14 protein-coding genes are annotated in these 18,778 nt (G+C 39.8%); 12 read left to right on the forward strand and 2 right to left on the reverse strand.

What is annotated here, in order from left to right:
* The first annotated feature begins 10 nt into the window (after nucleotides 1-10).
* From WA1_RS50395 to WA1_RS50415, 5 genes are all read left to right on the forward strand, one after another.
* A complete protein-coding gene (locus WA1_RS50395) occupies nucleotides 11-280 on the forward strand; it encodes a hypothetical protein (protein WP_017740907.1) in 270 nt (89 codons plus the stop codon).
* Between the two features lie 175 nt (nucleotides 281-455).
* Nucleotides 456-689, forward strand: coding sequence for a hypothetical protein (locus tag WA1_RS50400; RefSeq protein ID WP_017740908.1), 234 nt, complete (start codon nucleotides 456-458; stop codon nucleotides 687-689).
* Between the two features lie 26 nt (nucleotides 690-715).
* Nucleotides 716-3,181, forward strand: coding sequence for a hypothetical protein (locus tag WA1_RS50405; RefSeq protein ID WP_017740909.1), 2,466 nt, complete (start codon nucleotides 716-718; stop codon nucleotides 3,179-3,181).
* Nucleotides 3,182-3,714: 533 nt separating this feature from the next.
* Entirely contained in the window at nucleotides 3,715-4,143 is a 429-nt protein-coding gene (locus WA1_RS50410; protein WP_017740910.1) for a cupin domain-containing protein, read from the forward strand.
* A 37-nt stretch (nucleotides 4,144-4,180) separates the two neighbouring features.
* A complete protein-coding gene (locus WA1_RS50415) occupies nucleotides 4,181-5,035 on the forward strand; it encodes a hypothetical protein (protein ID WP_017740911.1) in 855 nt (284 codons plus the stop codon).
* 318 nt (nucleotides 5,036-5,353) lie between these two features.
* On the opposite strand, the gene WA1_RS50425 is transcribed toward WA1_RS50415, so the two are convergent.
* Nucleotides 5,354-8,548, reverse strand: coding sequence for a class I SAM-dependent methyltransferase (locus WA1_RS50425; RefSeq protein WP_066613539.1), 3,195 nt, complete (start codon nucleotides 8,546-8,548; stop codon nucleotides 5,354-5,356).
* Between the two features lie 444 nt (nucleotides 8,549-8,992).
* On the opposite strand from WA1_RS50425, the gene WA1_RS50430 reads away from it, so the two are divergent.
* On the forward strand, nucleotides 8,993-9,853 hold the full coding sequence (locus tag WA1_RS50430) for a CHAP domain-containing protein (RefSeq protein ID WP_066613541.1): 861 nt from the start codon (nucleotides 8,993-8,995) through the stop codon (nucleotides 9,851-9,853).
* A 369-nt stretch (nucleotides 9,854-10,222) separates the two neighbouring features.
* Here the strand turns inward: WA1_RS50430 and WA1_RS50435 are convergent, their stop codons facing one another.
* On the reverse strand, nucleotides 10,223-10,414 hold the full coding sequence (locus WA1_RS50435) for a hypothetical protein (RefSeq protein ID WP_066613543.1): 192 nt from the start codon (nucleotides 10,412-10,414) through the stop codon (nucleotides 10,223-10,225).
* 292 nt (nucleotides 10,415-10,706) lie between these two features.
* Between WA1_RS50435 and WA1_RS50440 the strand changes: the two genes are divergently transcribed.
* From WA1_RS50440 to WA1_RS50465, 6 genes are read left to right on the forward strand one after another with little or no spacing between them, the layout of a single operon-like run.
* Entirely contained in the window at nucleotides 10,707-12,167 is a 1,461-nt protein-coding gene (locus WA1_RS50440; RefSeq protein WP_066613545.1) for an AAA family ATPase, read from the forward strand.
* A gap of 4 nt (nucleotides 12,168-12,171) precedes the next feature.
* On the forward strand, nucleotides 12,172-13,209 hold the full coding sequence (locus WA1_RS50445) for a tetratricopeptide repeat protein (protein ID WP_066613553.1): 1,038 nt from the start codon (nucleotides 12,172-12,174) through the stop codon (nucleotides 13,207-13,209).
* Nucleotides 13,197-13,769: a tetratricopeptide repeat protein gene (locus WA1_RS50450; RefSeq protein WP_066613554.1), complete on the forward strand. Its 573-nt coding sequence runs from the start codon at nucleotides 13,197-13,199 to the stop codon at nucleotides 13,767-13,769. The genes WA1_RS50445 and WA1_RS50450 overlap by 13 nt, the downstream gene beginning before the upstream one ends.
* A gap of 12 nt (nucleotides 13,770-13,781) precedes the next feature.
* Entirely contained in the window at nucleotides 13,782-15,500 is a 1,719-nt protein-coding gene (locus tag WA1_RS50455; RefSeq protein ID WP_066613556.1) for a tetratricopeptide repeat protein, read from the forward strand.
* A 12-nt stretch (nucleotides 15,501-15,512) separates the two neighbouring features.
* Nucleotides 15,513-17,114: a tetratricopeptide repeat protein gene (locus tag WA1_RS50460; RefSeq protein WP_066613559.1), complete on the forward strand. Its 1,602-nt coding sequence runs from the start codon at nucleotides 15,513-15,515 to the stop codon at nucleotides 17,112-17,114.
* A 6-nt stretch (nucleotides 17,115-17,120) separates the two neighbouring features.
* A complete protein-coding gene (locus WA1_RS50465; protein ID WP_066613561.1) occupies nucleotides 17,121-18,620 on the forward strand; it encodes a tetratricopeptide repeat protein in 1,500 nt (499 codons plus the stop codon).
* Nucleotides 18,621-18,778: the final 158 nt, after the last annotated feature.

Here is an 18,778-nt window from a genome sequence, read left to right on the forward strand (position 1 = left end):
GCCTTTTAGGATGATATCGCCTCAACTAGAAGCAGAAATTAATAAGTACAAATCCTTCCCACGCTGGAATCACCTGTTTCCTCCCTACATTGAAAAGCACTATTTCGATAATCTGCTCGTTTACCATTGCGATCGCACTAATCCAGATAATATTTACTGCGATAAGTTTTACTCAGATGGTGCTCGTCCCGAACTTATTATCATCAGGTTTGATAATCAACTAGTCTTTGTCAAATACCTACATAATGTACTACTTGATAGATTACCAACAGCACTATGAAGAAGAATTCAGAATTCAGAATCCAGAAGTCAGAATCAAATTCGTTGGTGATTTATGCTGAATTCTGGCTCCTGACTCCTAAATTCTTTGTGGAGCGCCACAGCAGCAAATGCTCATCGAGGGAGATTGGTAAAATAGTCGCATAGATCTACCTGTAAACCTCAGAATTTCAATTATGAGCAGTACAAACAGTGACAACAACATTCTCCAAAAAAATTATTTTGAGCTAACTCCCCAAGAACATGAAGCACTAGCCCAACAAGCAGTGAGAGATGCGATGGCGCGAATGCACAAAAGAGGAATACCTACAGTCGAAGTTGATAATAATGGTCAACTACACCATCGTCACCCGGATGGAACGCTAACACCAATTACAATCAACCAGGAAGATGAGATAACCGAACAATAAACTCCTCAATCAATAATAAAATTAATATGTTTGACCCAAGACAAACCCAAATTCAAGAATCGTATTTAGCCACACTTAGTAGTACAGGAAAAGCGCTAAAAGGTATAAGCAAAGCTTTAGTTTATGCTGTTACCGAAATAACACAAGAAATTCTTAACAGGCTCAAAGAAGCTCGCGAAGTTAGTAAAATAGCTGTTGAGGTTGGAAAAGATACTTACAATCTCGTACCCGATGAATCTACACCTGGAGCATATAAATGGGAGAAGGTAGATTTAACGAACCCCCAGGAACCAAAAGTCATTAATGAAGGAGAAAGTGTCGAACTAACTGATTATCAAGCTCAAACTATTGGTGCTAGATTAGTGAAAGATGTACCTGATTTAGGGAATAATTACCAGCACTCAGGTGAAAGTCCCCTGAGGATTACTGCTTATATAGAATCAGATAGTTTATCTAAGCAAATCGTTATCTATGAGCAAAATAGCGAAGGTCAGTGTACAACCAATCTGGCTACTGAAACGCTTACTCAAGACGAAATTATGGAGGTAGCAAGCGAACCACTCGTAAAACTACTACCCCCATCTTCTGAAATCATTAAAACTTATGAGGAGAAGCAAGAGCTATTAGTAAATAGTGAAAACATAGCGATTGCAACAGATAATACTTTTGAAGAGCAACCCAAACAGATAGAAGAAAATCTGTCAGCAGTTGCAGACAATATATTGTCAGAACTGTTAAATGAAAATAACAATCTAGTTAAAAATGAAGTTGAACCAGAAGCAGTCAGTTATTACGAAGAAGAAGATATTGTAGGGTTTTTAGATGATGTCGATATCAGCAACCCTCCCGATATCGATTTGCCACCAGATAATTATGAAGAGTTTGACGGTTGGGCTTATGGAGAACAAAATTCTCCTGAAGCTATATCTGTTACGCGAGAAGAAATTAATCAAGTTCAATCGGTAGAGTCAGTAGAAACAAACGAACCTGTCGAAACAGTCGATTTTGTTGCATTAGACGTAAAAGCTGAAACTCAAGCAACTGATAATTTAGAAACAGAAACTCCATTAGTAGAGCAAACTCCCCAAGTTCAAAAGAAAGTTGAAGTAGAGGAAGTTTCTCACAGCAAGCCATTTCAAAAAAAGGTTGAAGAAGAGGTAGAGGAAAACCCCAGTCGCAATCAATTCTTCACGTCAGAAGAAGAGTTAGAATCTACCTACGCACCTCAATATACTTATCAAGAGGTGGCTAACTCGGATGGCGTAGAACCAGCAGCACAACAATGGGCGCGTCAGGTGGAAGTCCCTGTCTATCAGATTAAGAACCAACAAGCACGTTCGGAACGGTTTAACGGGGAGAATAAGGAGATTGCCCAAACGGCAACTGCAATGTTGAAAAAGTACGGTACTGTCGAACAAGACGGTTCGCGTATTTACCGCAGCGATGCGTTTGTGATTCGGCAAGAGGGAGATACGATCGGCATTCACCGTCGCAGTGATGAACTATCTGGATGGCAAAACTCTTTAATGGAGTTTAAACTCAACAAAAAGGAAGAACCCAAAATAACGAAAAAGCCCACTGAGATATTACCTGTCGAACGTCAGGAGTTTCTTATGGTGGCAGAAAAACTAAACGACAACGGCAAACTCCCTGATTTGGGTAAAGACGATATTCGAGATATTGCAAACTCTTTGGGGAGTCTGGCACCTGCTGGTACAATCAAAACTCTAGAGGTATTTAAACAAAACGAGTTATTACATACCCTGAACAACGTCCTCATCCAAGCTGATAAAGAAGAACTTACAGTAGGCGATTTTACCATTAGGCGATCGCGTGACCCTGAAAACAATCGAGCCAGCCTGCAATTGTTTAAAACTACTGAGGAAAAGGGAACTCAAGAACTCCTCCGGTTTGACTTGACTAAAACCGAAGCTGGTATTACCAAAGAAGTCAGCAAGATGAATATCTCTGACTACGATATTAACCAGATAAAGTTTATTGCCCAGAACGCCCAAAAACTCAACCTAGAACAAATCTTTGGTAACGAACAACCTACTGCCGCAACTGCACGAGAATCCAAAGAGCAACCAGTACAAGCAGCTGGTGATATCCCCGTCAAGGTTCATCCCTATATTGCTGAGGAATGGGCGAACATGGTCAAACGTGGTGGTCCTAATTGGGGAGGGGCGATGAACCAAGGTAATGAAGAAATTCTCGAACGAATAAAGGACAACGACGGCAAGCTACCAATTGCCGTTCAACGCGAGATGTACTTCAAGATTTTAAACTATAAGACTAATGAAGCTGAAAAGAAAGGAGAAACAGTCATTGATTTTGTTCCGCTTAAAGAAATTATGAAAGACCTGCAACATTGGAGAGGGGAAGAAATCAAGCAACAGTATACTCCTACCGAGAATATACCCACCCGTCAACGTGAAACCGTCGCGGCGGCCACACCCAGACAAACTCAACCAAAGGCAATGGAACTTTGAAGTTAGCTATCAGTAGCCTCATAGGAATAACTCGTCTCGTATTTGCAACAAACACCTTCTAAAGTATGAAGGATGAAGTATGAACCACCAAGATAAATCTGGGGGCTTGAATAATGACGTTACTTTCCTCGTGCTAGGTATCTCTTTCTTTTTTTCATCCTTCATCCTTTATCCTTCCTTCAGTCATTATTACAGTGGAATTGAGTTTGGGCAAATTTACTAATAACTATTTATAAATAAATAGTAAAGATTGCTCTGATAAAAGTTTACATAAATCAACAAATAGTTTAATAAAAACTCAAAAATATACCTTAACAAATAGTAAGAATACTAATATATTGGGAATAAGTATAGAATTAATAATTTCACGGAAATATGATTTTTAAGTTCAAATAAGAACAGACAAGTTCCAAAAACTGTTCAAAAGATTTGGGAATCATATCGAACCACTTTAGGCAGACGAATGGTTAGCTTTTAATGCCATCCTTATAAACAGACTACAAACTTGCATTTCATCTATAAGCAGTACGAAAATGAAAGTATTACCACCAGTTGAAATCGCTCAAGACAATTTGGGAGAACTGCTGTCAAACAGCGACCTTGACTCAACAAACTTTTCGGAAATTAACTTTACCATCACCCACGCCCAACAAACTCGCGGCGATCGCTACCATAAAGATAATCACGAGTTGTTCGTCATCATAGCAGGAGAAGTTGAAGTAACGACCTGCAACATTTTCGATAAGAAACCAACAAAATTTATTGCTAAAAAGGGAGATAGGTTTATTATTCAACCTTTCGAGTTACATAGTCTGCACGCGATTACAGACTGTCAGTGGTTAAATTTGGTGTTCCAAACTGCAACCGACAACACACCTTGCAATAACAAGAAAACTGAAAGTCAAATCATTCGCCATTACGGGTTCAATAATCCGCGAAAGTTAAGACTAGTAGCTGTCTAAACCACTATTTTCAGGATAATATGAATTTTAACTGGTTATGGAGACAAACAAGCGAGTCATTGGTATAGGCGAAAAGTTTGGTAGTTGGACTGTTTTAGAAAAGCAAGGAAGACAAGTATTTGTAGAGTGCAATTGCGGAACTAAAAAACTTGTCTATACTCATACCCTCACCAACGGTAAATCAACAAACTGCGGTTGCGAAAGAAAAACCGAACCAATTCCAGTTGGAACCACTTTTGGTAGGTTAACTGTCATCTCTGAAATCGAAACCAAGGGAACAAGAGGTGAAACGCTAGTTCTTACTAAATGCAGTTGCGAAGCCAAGACTCAGAAATACATCAACAAAAGCAGCCTCAGAAGAGGATTGACGCAAAGTTGTGGATGTCTGCTCAGGGAAAACGGTAAAACCGAGAAAACTATCCACGGTAAGTGCAACAGCCACGAATACAACTCCTGGCAACATATCAAACGCCTTTGTTATAACAAAAATCACTATCAGTACAGATACTATGGTGGATGTGGTATCGAGGTTGATGCATCCTGGCGCAACAGCTTCACTCAGTTTTTAAAAGATATGGGTGAAGCACCTGAAGGAACAGTTATATCGCGCATAGACAACGAAGGTGATTTTGCCCCAGGTAATTGTTTGTGGATACCCAGAAAAGAACGCTACCGTCAGATACATTTTTCAAGAAGAAAAGAAAGTGTTCTTGTTCAATCTCCACACCAACTAGTTATTAAAAATAGGAAAATCGATCTCAACTTCCCACCAAATATTATTCAGGCAGTTATTCTAGCTCATGCTAGCGGAGAAGCTAATATGAGCAGGATGGCTATACAGCACAAAATTAGCACTCAAGATGCAATCAATATTATCTTGCATCATGGGTAAATTAGTTCAAATTTCAAAATTTTTAAGCGGTGTCTTTAAAGTTAGACACAGCAACTTTTATCACATGATTTATCTGATAGACTAGCACGTCAATTTTGGCGATGATGTAAAGAGAAAGCCCCACCCAATTCTGGTGAGGCGATTCCGTAATGGAACTGAAACTGTTCCATGCTTGTAAGTTTGGCTTAACCACCCCAAAAAGCTTGTACTGCAATATTTCCAATCTCGAAATATACATACGCTAGGGTGCGATCGCAACGTTCTGGTAGCAATCTTGTCTATAGATACTGCCAAATTAAATGAAACTGTTATTAGAAGTTATTTAATTAAAAATCCTAAGTCATGCCCAATCTTGATAATATGTTTTTCCTTCTCATTAGCAAAATTATCAAATGAATTATTCCAACTCATGTCATCCATCATAAGTATCCCACCTTCGCGCAAAAATTTGTACGATTCATTGCATTCAAACCACTGACATTCGTAGGAGTGCTCACTATCATGGATGAAAAAATCAATTTCTCCCAGTCTCGCCAATAATTCTGGTAACTTTTCCTGGCTTTTTCCTAATGTTAAATCCCACCTTATCTTTAAATGCTCAGGAATAGCCCATCCAGGTTCCTGGTCTTTAGGAATCACAGCACCGCGCTTACCTTCCCAAAAAGTTCCATCGTCATAATCCACTCCGGCAACTTCAGGGAAGTCTAAAGAGTAAAGTTGCCCCTTTTGATTTTTCGCTAGTGCTAGCAATATAAAAGCTGTTGAAAACCCATTACAAACTCCTGTTTCAACAGCAGTCTCTGGCTTGAGTTTTCTAAGGATAGAATAAAGATAGATCCCTTCTTCAAAGCCAATATCTGCTAATTCGTAATCAGAACCTCTGTACGTTCTTCCATGCACGGTTTGCCCGAACTCTTTTGCTCTCTCTTGGAGATCATCCAGCAGACCACTTTCATAAACCTCTTGCTTATATCCTTGAAGTTCTTTTTCATCTTTAAAGAAGTCTCGAATCAAGCCTTGATCGATCAAAGCAGTCACTAAAGCCTGTTTTTGTGTGCTAGAGCTTTTCATATTCATATCACTTTTTTCCTCATTAAATTCAGTTCCTGGCAATTCACTTGAATCAATTTTATATGAAAATTGTAATTTATTTACCATGACTTTCTCCACTTTCTCAGCTTGCTTCAAAGCCTTCATGTTTTGAAAAAGTCGCACTGATTTCTCGAAATAGTCATGAGATTGAGGAATATTAACTATCTTTCTGAAGGTTAGCCCCAAATGGTAGTAGGCTTCAGCCAAATCCCATTTAGCCCCTATATCTTCTAGTAATTTTATTGCTTCTAACAACTTTTTATTTGCGGTTTTGAAGTCGTTTTGTTCTAGAGCTAATGTTGCTAGACCAGTTAAAGCTTGAGCTTTTAATTGGGTGTAATAATTATCTTGAGCAAATGTAAAAGCTCTATTGTACATTTCTAAAGACTTTTCAGTCTTTCCTAAATTTCTATATGCTAAACCTAGAAAGGTTATTCTGTAACCAGTTCCCTGGACACCTAATCCAATTGAATCAAGTCCACGATAAACCCTTTCAGTATAATCATTCGCTTGTTGTAATTGCAAGCGAGAATACAAAAATGCCAAAGCAGACCGGGCTATTACTACAAATCTGTCTTCGTTCTCGTTATAAAATTCACCGCTATCATAACTACCAACAATTTCAAGTAAATCTTGTGCTTGTTCGTATTCTCCAAATGCTATTTGACAAAACCCTTGGTTAGTGAGAGAAGCTAATTTAAGATACATATGCTTGCACTCATCGGCTATTTCTCCTGATTTGACATAGTACTCTAGCGATATTTCGATATTCCCCTTTGATAAATGCAAGTCACCCAAGAGATTGTAAATTTTACCAAGGGGATATTCACGGGGAAGGTTACTGTTGTTGATAATTCGATCTGTAACCTCAAGCATTAATTCTAAAAGACCAAGCCGACAAAATGAATGGCCGAGAGAGTCTTCACTTAAGATTAACCTACTTAACCTACCTGTTAATTCATTATTTCTATTTTTAACAATGACCAGGCAAGCTGAATTAAAATCACCTATAGCTACATAATGATAATAAGCTTCTAGTGCTGTCAAGGCATCTTGTATAGTTTTAATAGTCTTAACACTGTCCGTCCAATATTTTGCTGCTTCGCGATTTGCTTTTTCCCAGTTTTCACTTATTTCCAGCTTTTCTATTGCCACTGCGCGAATCTCTGGATGCAACCAATATTTTCCATCAAGGAAGTCAACTAAACCGCGTTCACGCAAAGAGTGAACTACTCGGATTTTTTCTGCATCTGGAACATCCCACAATAAAGAGAATAGTCCTTCGCGTGTAAGAGCTATCTGCCTATCTTGATAACGAATGCATCCCAAACGACAAAGAAGGTTATAGGCATTTTGCATTCCTAGCTGTTGCAGACGATTGAACTGACTTACAATTAAATACTGTAATTCTGGCTTACCCAAAAAATCCCCCTGAGTTTCCTGCCAATACTGCTCTATACTGCTTGAATGATCTAGTTGAATCGCCCCGCAAAGGATTTCCATAGCTTTAGCATTACCCTGCCATTGCTCATGTATCTTAGAAAAATCCAAAGAATCTGTTGTAATATTGTGTCTGTGAAAATATTCTCTCCACGTTTCTATACTTAAACCCTGTAAAGTATGGCATCTAAATCTGATGTCACTCTCCCTCAGATATTCGCGGCAGGTAATGAGTGTGATAGATTGAACAGCAGGATTAGCCAAAATTCTCAATAGCCTTACATATTGGTTATGGGGCGAGATAAACCTGCCTTCTGCATCTAGAGCAGTTTCTAAGTTATCAATTAAAATGCCAATTCTTTTTGTTGTGTTTCGTAGTATTACTCTCAGCCGCTCTAGGTTGGTCATAAATTCTCCCCCAGGCTCCTCATTGAAGTTTAGTTGTAACCATTCCTCAACCACACGGGCTGCTGATTTGATCTCGTCTGTTTCTTTTCCTATCCAACATTCTAGGATCAAGTCGAAGCGTAAGACGAACTCCCAAGCCAGCTTGGTTTTCCCAACGCCCGGTTTACCGTGGAGCAGTATTACTTTCTCCCCTTGGTTAACAAATTCTTCAAGTTTTTTTATATCTTCATCGCGCCCCTTGAAACTTGGGTCTGGTGTTATTCTTGGGTAGAGATTATCTGACTCCTGATTCGCAGCAGTTCTGTCGCTTCCAAGATCATCAAGGCTCTCAGAGGTAATGACATTTGAGTCATCATTTGTTACATCAACTGTTTGTGCTTTGCTTGTGCTCTTGTTGGAAGTTGTACTCTTGCTAGAAGGAGTGCGGATATACTCTTTATAGTCTTTGCCATATATCGGTTCTGGTAAGTTAAGCGGGTCAAATAATCTCCGGATGCTCGATAATCTGACCCCCGCTCCGCCAGTTCTGATCCTTGAAACAGTCTCAGCAGATATACCAAACTCCGATGCCACTCTCTCGTTGGAACATCCCTTTCCAAACCTCTCAGATAATTTGCTCTCGACTTCTTTCCTTTTGCTGTCAGTCAGTATATAGCAGCTCATAAACATTTGGCAGATTTAACTTTGAGTTACTGATGTTCGGTACAAGCTTGGACGAAAGGCGGCTCTTTTAGTTGGTTTTCACATCTTAGCTTGAAAAGCTCATAGGTCTTGAATTTACATGATTTTGAAAATTTCTCAAAACTTACCGATCTTCAACCCGAACATCTATTGATAGCTCTTTTGGGAAGCCTTACTGTAGTCAGTAGTCAAACGCAAACGCACCGACTGAAAGCACACAAGTAAGACAAGCATTCAACAAAAGGGATATTGTTATACCACATTATCCAGACCTCTGACTTAAACTCAAAAGTCGTGCGCTTTGATACTCACTCACACCTGATTTTCTTAGCAAACATGATTATCAAACGTTTTTCAGTGATTGCAGTCACTTCAATCCTTACTTTCAGTGGACTAAGTGTAAACCTCCAAAATTTTAGCATTCAGCCGATGGCTGCTATTGCTCAGACAAAAGATTGTAACGCTGTTCGTAACGTCAACTTTTCCGCTAGAGCAGTTGAAGATGGTGTAAATATTCGGTCTGCTCCTTCTGCAAGCGCTTCTATTATCCGAATATCTGGGTCTAATGAAACCCTTAACTTTGATGCATGGACTTACGGCGATACTGTTGCAGATTATTGGACTAACCAATTAGATGCACGGTGGTATAAGCTTAGTGGAGAAAATGCTTGGGTTGCAAGTGCCGTAGTTGCTGGGAATGCGCCAAACTCGACACCAACTTGTAGTACTTCTAGTCCTTCTCCAAGTGGAACACCAGATTTCACTTTGCGAGTGTACCGTGAAGATAACCCATTTTGGCAAGCAGGGTATGCACCACAATCGACCAATCCTCTCAGCTCCCGATTAGGTGAGGCAAAGGGAAATTGCACCTGGTACGCTAATGGACGTGCTAAGGAACTAGGTCGCGATCCAGGTCTTGTAAATAGAATGTTGGGCAATGCATTTGAATGGGGTACCCAAGCCGCTAATGCTGGGATTCCAACATCAAACACACCTCAAATTGGCGCGATCGCTCAATGGGACAAAAGCTCAATGTACCCCTTGGGTCATGTAGCTGTAGTAGAAAAGATAAATTCAGACGGAACCATCCTGATTTCTGAATCGAGTTACTCACCGAACATTGGCAGCAAGTGGGACTTTTTGTACAGAACCAGAACAATCTCTGCTAATGAACCTAGCAGGTTTATTCTCCCCTAACCGGGATAATTGATACGGCAGTGGCTCTGGGAAAATTTTCCCAGATCTTTAGGTGCAGCGGCTTGCAATTATAATCACCTCGGCTCACAAAGGAGGGGTAGAGTTGACAAATTCGCCAACAGTGTCAAAGCGGCTATCCTCCGGTTCTAAATTTTTATTCCTCTCCAAACGAGGTCTGCACATCTCGCTAGATGCGGTCAGAAAGTTTTTAAAACGGACTGCTGTTACCACTGATATCTAGATTAAGGTATTAACCTAAGCCAGTCTGGCGACAGACTGGCTTAGCTCTTTTATCGCGCTTGTTGAAGAAAAATTTGCGATCCTTTGAACGTGAGGCTAACAGGTATTATTGAGAACCTCTATTTTGGATTACGCTTGCTTCTTCATTAGTGGGGCTAGAGCTTGAATGAGTAAAGCGCATGAACGAATTAAGATAGCTATAGCCAAAATGGTTTCTGTTTCAGTACCCCAAGAGCGAGATTGTATATTTGATTCTACGTGATTCGGGACAAGGATGGTTGGTTCGCCCGTTTGGATTGCCTGTTCGAGTTGAGATTGCATGATATTTCTCCCGTAAAAAATTTTGCTTTGGTATAAGGAGAAGCTTGTTAGCGCCAACTTTGCTTTCCATACTTTTAGAATGCCTAACCCAAACGGGCAAAAAATCCGCAGTTTCGGCTCATCCTTGCCACTGCTATCAAAAATGAGCCAAGATTGAACCTCAAAATTACTCCTGTAAAGTATATGTAGGAGAAGCGTCTCATTTTCATAAATCGGCTGGTACAGAATTCCGAAAAGCTAAAACTTGGATTAGTAGTTATTTAGGAATGTCTACACAAGCGAGAAGCACCCTATGGCGGTTACTCTCAAAGCATCGAAACAAGGTTTAGAAATTGTTGATAAAGCAAGACGAAAGAAAGGATGGAAAGCAACAGCTCCTGCTTGGTATGATGCTGCCAATACTTCAGTTGCAACCCTAAAGCGGTTTAGGCGAAGGATACCAATTGATAGAGATGTATTTGTTGCTATTTGTAAAGCTGTCGGGATAAATAACTGGGAAGTCATTGTCGATGATACTCCAATGCTCCAAGCAGATTCTCGACCAGACTTTTTTTCCTATGATGATGCTTGGGTAGGTCGAGAGCAGCTAGTTAACGAACTAAGTACAAAGCTTCGTGGTTCGTGTCGTCTTTTGCTAATCCTGGGACTGACGGGCATTGGTAAAACTGCCTTGGCAGAAAAATTGGCAGTAGAAATGCAAGACTGGTTCGGGGAGAACTGGAAGAATAGGTTCAAGCGAGCTAATTTTGACTACCAGGAAAAAAGCACAGAATTTGCCAGTGTCGCTAAGCAATGGCTAGAGGAATGGGGAGAGCGAATTTTACCAGAGGAACATAAGCCAGAACTATTGTTGCAAAGGTTGGTGGCATACCTGCGGCAACATCAGGTGTTAGTGCTAATTGATTCTCTAGAAAGACTGCTGACAGAAAATAAGGAAGAAGGCTGGGGTGATTTTGCTGATGAGTGGTGGGAAAAGTTCTTTCTCAGCTTATTGTCAGTAGAATCGTGTCAAAGCCGATTAATCATCACGTCCCAGGATCGCCCAGTCAAGTTGGTAAACGACCGTTGGAGAAATTTCTGGCATCAAGTAGTTTTATATGGATTAACTGAATCCGAGCAGGCGGCATTGTTTAAGACAACGGGATTAGATGTCAGCGATGATTCACTAAATCAACCTCTGCTGATACGAATTGGTAGAGCCTATAAAGGTCATCCTCTAGTTTTGCGGGTAATTATCGGGGAAATTTGGAGTGAGCCTTTTAATGGGGATGTGCAGGCATATTGGAATGATGAACGTGAAAATACACGTCAAAAGATAGAAGATGTGGAAAAAGCTTTAGCAGAAGCAGAGCAAGGAAAAACTTTGGGAGATAAAGATGAATGGGAGCTACATAAACTTACCCGTCAAGTTCGAGAAAAAGTTAATAAACAACGTTTGCAAATAGCATTTCAAAGATTGGCAAGAGATGTCAAGGACGCTTATATCTTACTGTGCGCTGCTTCAGTTTATCGCGCTCCTGAAAAGGAAGAGTTTTGGCTGAAGCATTTAGTTTACTGGCTAAAACGTTTAGAAAAACAAGATTGTGCTAAAAACAGACAAGATAGAGCTTTAGAGGAACTGGGTAACCGTTTCTTGGTTGAAGAATCATTGAATCATAATAAGAAGCGTGTTCTTGGGCAGCACAATTTAATTCGTAGTTTGGCAATAGAACACCGTAATCTATTGCTAAAAAGTTTAAAAACTGATACTTAGTCGTATGGCTAATAATTTTAAAGAAGCAGGAATTTTACTTTTTGCTAGTTGGAATATCAATTTAGAAGAAGTTCCAATTGAGCAACTTGACCATTACATAGCAGTAGAAAACTTCCTCACAGAAAAAGATGAGCCACTGCAAGATGCTCCCCCAATTAAACAAGTGCGTGGCTACCTAGAAGCGTTTCATCACCTCTGCGAGGTAGAAGATTGGGAAAGAGGCAGTAAAGTCCTTTTTACTCGTCTTGATACTCCAAGCAAGGAAGAATTACACTGTCAACTACAAACTTGGGGCTATGATAGCGAACTGATTGGTTTGTACAATAAAATGTTGGGCAAATTAAGTCTCAATCAGGAAGTCGTTTTTTCAATAAGTCTAGGTAGGTCTTACTCGGCTTTGGCACTGTATCGCCAAGCAATTAAGTATTATCAACAAGGTTTAGCCATTGCACAAAAAATAGGCGATCGCAATAGGGAAGGGATAGCAATAGGCAATCTGGGGGTTGTTTACAGGTTGCTGGGAGACTATCACCAAGCGATTGACTATCAGCAGCAGCGCTTAATTCTTTCAAGAGCCAATGCCGATCGTGTTGGCGAAGCAAGTGTAATGGGGAATCTGGGCAATATCTACTATTCAAAAGGAAACTACCACCAAGCTATTGATTATTATCAGCAGTGGTTATCGATTACACGGGAGATTGACGACCACTCTAGAGAAGGTAGGGCACTTAGTGGTCTGGGAATTGTCTATAAGTCTTTAGGAGACTATCACCAAGCGATTGAGTATTATCATCAATCCTTAGCTATTGCACGGAAGATTGGTGAACGCAAAGCAGAAGGGAAAACCCTAGGTAATATAGGTATTGCTTACAAGCACTTGGGTTATTACGAGCGAGCAATTGAGTATTACCATCAATCCTTAGCCATCGCACGCGAAATTGGCGATCGGGTATTAGAAGCTAATGCCTTAGGTAATATGGGCAGTGCTTGTAGGAACAGGGCTACTACGAGCGAGCGATTGAGTATCAGTTGCAACGGTTAGCAATCGCACGGGAAATTGGCGATCGCGCTGGGGAAGGAATTTCGCTAGGGAATTTGGGAAATGCTTACTACTGTCTAGAAAGTTATGCTAAAGCGGTTGAGTATCAGCAACAGAGTTTAAATATCTCACGGGAAATTGGCGATCGCTACGGCGAGGTAAACTCATTGTTATGTTTGGGAATATGTTATCATTCGCTTACAGATTACCTCCAAGCAATAGATTATTGTCAGCAAGGTTTGACTATTGCACGATTGATTGGTAATCCCCACATTGAGGGAAGGGCACTTTGTTGCTTGGGAGGTACTTTCATAAAACTTGAGCAATATTCACAAGCCCAAGAAAATTTGCAAGAAGCACTGGAGATTTGCGGAGAAATTGGCGAGCAATACACTAAAGCTTATGCTTTCAGAAACTTGGCAGAACTGTATCAAAAATTAGGCGATCGCACTCGTGCCCTTGAGTACTGCAATCAGGCTTTAGCCATCGCTACAAAGTTAGGTATACCGCTAGCACAAGAGTGTCAGGGGTTGGAAAAACAATTATTGAGTGAGGAAGCATAGGGCTAAATTGAGATGGTTACTAACTTTAAAGAACTAGGTAATGTACTTTTCGCTAGTTGGAATATCAATTTAGATGAAGTTCCAATTGAGCAACTTGACCATTATATAGCAGTAGAAAATTACCTGACGGATGAGGATGAGGCACCACCTGATGCTGATAATTTAGAGGAAGTAAGTTTTTACTTGCAAGCTTTTTATCATCTCAGCGAAGTGGAAGATTGGGAAAAAGCTAAGGCAATTGTTAGGATTCAACTTAGTACACCGACTAATGAAGAATTACACATTCAACTGGGAACTTGGGGTTACTACCAAGAGCAGATTGATCTGTGTAGTAGGCTCTTGGGCAAATTAGATACCAGAACAGATTCTACTTGTTTGAATACCTTGGGTATGGCTTATGACTCTCTAAGTAATTACCCTCAAGCCCTTCAATATTACGATCGGGATTTAATACTTGCAAGGGCAATCAATGACCGACGAGGAGAAGGGACAACATTAGGAAATTTAGGTAATGCTTACTATTCTTTGAATAATTATTCTCAAGCTATTGAATGCTTTCAGCAGGCTTTGCTGATTGCACAGGAAATTGGTGACCAACCAGGGCAAGGGAATGCTCTTGGAAATTTGGGTAATGCTTACGATTCTATAGGTAACTATGCCCAAGCAATTGAATACCACAATCAATCATTAACCATAGCGCAAGAAATTGGGGATCTTAAAGCGGAAGGAAGAGCGTTAGGGGGTCTAGGGTGCGCTTACCGCCATTTGAGTAATTATACTGAAGCTATTAAATGTCACCAACAGTATTTGGAGATTGCCCAGAAGATTAGCGATCGCGAAGCAGAAGGAATTGCGCTAGGAAATTTAGGCAACGTTTATGATAATCTAGGTAACCATTCCCAAGCTATTAAGTATCATCAACAACATTTAGATATTTCAAGAGAAATCAAAAATCGCTGGCAAGAGGGGAATGCACTGGCGAATTTAGGTCTTGCTCATTATTCGCTTGGTAACTATTTCCAATCTATTAAATATCATCAACAAGCTTTAGAGATAGCGAGAGAAATCGGAGATCGTGAAGGCGAAGGGAATGCTTTTGGAAATTTAGGTCTTGTTTGCTACTCTCAATGTAATTATTCTCAGGCTATCGAATACCATCAGCAACATTTAGATATTTCAAGAGAAATTGGTAGTACTCAAGGAGAAGCAAACGGCATAGGAAATATTAGTAATACTTACTACTTTATGGGGGAGTACTTAAAAGCCCTTGAATATACTCAACAACATTTAGAAATTACTCGGCGAATTAGTGATTGTCGAGGAGAAGGAACGGCATTACTTAACTTAGGTAATATTTATGATGCTCTAGGAGAGGTTGATAAAGCAGTTCAGGCATATCATCAGAGTTTAGAAATTGCTAGACACATTGGGAATCGCGAGGAAGAAGGGAGGACGTTATGTAATTTGGGCATTACCATAGTCCAAATTGGTCAGTATACAGAAGCTTTGGAATATTTACAAACTGCTCTAAATATTGTTAGGGAAACTGGTGAGCGCCCTACTGAAGCCATCATTCTTTATAACTTGGTAGAAGTTTACCAGAAATTAGGTCATCAAAATATGGCTAAGGAGTCTTGCGATAAAGCTTTGAAAATTGCTACAGAGTTAAATTTACCAGATTTGCATGAATACCAAGAGTTAAAAGAAAAATTCTTCAGTTATAAAGTATAGGTTTGAATTAAGATGGCGATTAATTTACAAGATCCTGGAAAATTGCTTTGTGCAGAATGGAACATCAATTTAGATGAAATTCCAATGGAGAAACTTGACCATTACATAGCAGTAGAAAACTTCCTCACGGAAGAAGATGAAATACTGCCAGATGCTCTCCCAATTGAGCAAGTGCATGGCTACTTGGAAGCGTTTCACCATCTTTGTGAAGCGGAAGATTGGGAAAAAGCTAGCGAAATCACATTTCTTCGCCTCAATACTTCTACCAATGAAGAACTCCACCAGCAACTAGAAACTTGGAGTTACTATAGCGAACGTTTGAGCATATATAACCGTCTTGTAGGTAAGTTAAATCCTAATTTAAACGCTATTATTCTAAATCGTATCGGCGAAATTTATTTTTTCATCGGAGATAGTAATAAAGCTATAAATTCTCATTCACAAAGTTTAGCAATTGCACGAGAAATAGCAAACCCAATGATAGAGGAGTTAGCGCTTAGTAGCCTAGGAAATATTGCTCTGATTATTGGAGAATATAAAAAAGCAATTGAATTTTACCAGCAACGCTTAGCGTTATCATGGAAAAGTAATGATAAATTAGGTGAACAAAATACATTATGGTATCTGGGAACTGTTTTCAGTATAATGCAAGATAGCAGAATAGCTATTAATTACTATAAGCAGAGCTTAAAGATTGCAAGAAATATTAAATACAGCACAGGTGAAATTTTATCTTTGCAAAGTTTAGGCAATGCTTATACCTCACTTGATTATGAAAAAGCTCTCGAATATCTAGAACAAAGTTTGGTACTTGCTAGAGAACATCAGGAAATCAAATTAGAAATCCAATCTTTAAGAAGTATAGGAATTTTTTACAGGGATCTGGGAGAATACTGTCAAGCAATTAAATATCTAGAAGAAAGCTTGTTAATTGTTCGAGAAATTAAAGATCGTCGAGAGGAATCACGTGCTTTAGGAGTGCTAGCATTTGTCTATAATAGTAAAGGAAACTATGAGAAAGCAATCGAGTTTCATCAACAGAATTTAGCCCTGGCAAGAAAAATCCATGACCAACGCTTGGAAGGGCATTTTTTAGGCAGCATAGGAGAAGTTTACTACTCGCTCAAAAATTATGCTAAAGCAATTGAGTATTTTGAAAATAGTTTGTCCATAGCTAAGGTTACGCAAGAGTCTTTAGGACAGGAGATACTCTGGAGAAATCTAGGAAATGCTTACTATTCTATGGAAAAATATGTGAAAGCAATCGATTGCTACAAGCAAAGTTTAACTATTTCACAAAAAATAGGTAACCGCCACAGTCAAGGAATCTCTCTGTACCTCTTAGGTGCTACTTTTATAGAACTTAATAACTTTTTAGAAGCTTTAGAGAATTTACAGGCAGCACTAGATGTTTGTAAACAAATTGGCAGTCATTCTACGGAAGCTTATGTTCTTTATAACTTGGCAAGACTTTATCAAGAGGTAGACAGACGTGAAACAAGTTTCGAGTATTGTAGTCAGGCTTTAGCCATTGCTAATAAATTAGGTATTACCCTAGCCAAAGATTGTCAAAATTTGAAAGAAAAATTATTGAATCAAACAATACAAAACTGAGTCAAAATGGCAAGCAACTTCAAAGAAACAGGAAAATTAATTTTTTTGAATTGGAATATCAATTTAGATGACGTTCCGCTTGAGCAACTTGACCATTATATAGCGGTTGAAAATTACCTTATGGATAATGATGAACCTCCCTTAGATGCGACAAATTTAGAGAAGGTGCGCGGTTATTTGGAAGCATTTTACCAACTTTGTGAAGTGGAAGACTGGTTAAGAGCCATTGCAATACTTGATATTCGCCTCGATACCCCTACTAATTACCAGTTGCAAATACTAATGCGAATTTGGGGCTACAATCAAGAACGCATTGAAATTTATAGCAGGCTTTTAGGCAAATTAAATTCTAGAGGGGAGTGTTTCTGCTATAACAATCTGGGTATCAGCTACCATGCGCTAGCGGATTATCATCAAGCTATTAAGTATCACCAGCAACATTTGGAAATTGCATATGAGGTTGGCGATCGCACTGAGATGGCGAAAGCATTAAGTGGTTTAGGTAACGCTTGTAATTCACTTGGGGACTATGCTCATGCCGTTAAATACCATCAGCAACATTTAGAAATTGCACGGGAGATTGACGATCGCAAAGGTATTGGGACAGCCTTAAGCAATCTGGGCAACGTCTGCTTTTATTTAGGCGCGTATCGTCAAGCTGTAGAGTACTACGAACAGCATTTAGAAATTGCACGGGAGAATGGTGAACATGAACGTGTTGGGCAGGTTTTGGGCAATCTGGGTAATGCCTATTATTCCCTTAAAGATTATCGTCAAGCAATTGAGCATTATCAGCAAAGTTTGGAAGTTGCAAAGCAAATTGGTAATTGTGAAAGTATGGGGAAAGCGCTCGGTGGTCTGGGCAATGCCTATAATGCTCTCGGAGACAATGCCCGTGCGATTGATTACCTTAACGAGGATTTAAGTATTGCACGGGAGAATGGCGATCGCGCAGGTGTGGGACGGGCATTGAACAATTTAGGAAATGCCTATTATTTGTTGGCAGATTACTCCCGTGCGAGAGAGTATTATCAGCAGCATTTGACAATAGCACGCGAAATCGGTAATCGCGCAGGTACTCAGAAGGCTCTGAACAATCTGGGCAATGCTTACTACTTACTAGGAAATTATCGCCAAGCGATTGAGTACCACCAGCAATGTTTAGAGATCGCACGGGAAATTGGTAATCGTGCTCCTATCGGCACGTCGTTAGGTAATTTGGGCGATGCCTACTATTCCTTAAAGGAGTATCACCAAGCGCTGGAGTACTATCAGCAGTGTTTAGTTATTGCACAGGAAATTCATGATAGTAAAGGTGAAGGGTATGCGCTGTGTAAACTGGGAAACACACTCACAGCGCTTGAGCAATATCCAGAGGCGCTGAAATCTTTGCAGACAGCGCTGGAGATTGGGAAAAAAATTGGTCATCTTTCTACTGAGGCTGAAGCACTCAAAAGTTTGGCTCATTTGCATCAGCAATTAGGCGATCATCTGCCAAGCGAGTAATAACAGATGCGCTCGCCGAAGGCGAGCGCTCCGCGCCATCGCTCTTTGAATCGGTAAAGCGCGATGGCATCTTCATTTTCAGGAAAAATCACGACTTATAGCTCACGCAACGACTCAATATGGTATTTCCAACAAAAAATATTCTATTTCAGAACTTA

It is taken from the genome of Scytonema hofmannii PCC 7110, from assembly GCF_000346485.2.
In the GTDB taxonomy this organism is placed as follows: Bacteria; Cyanobacteriota; Cyanobacteriia; order Cyanobacteriales; family Nostocaceae; genus Scytonema; species Scytonema hofmannii.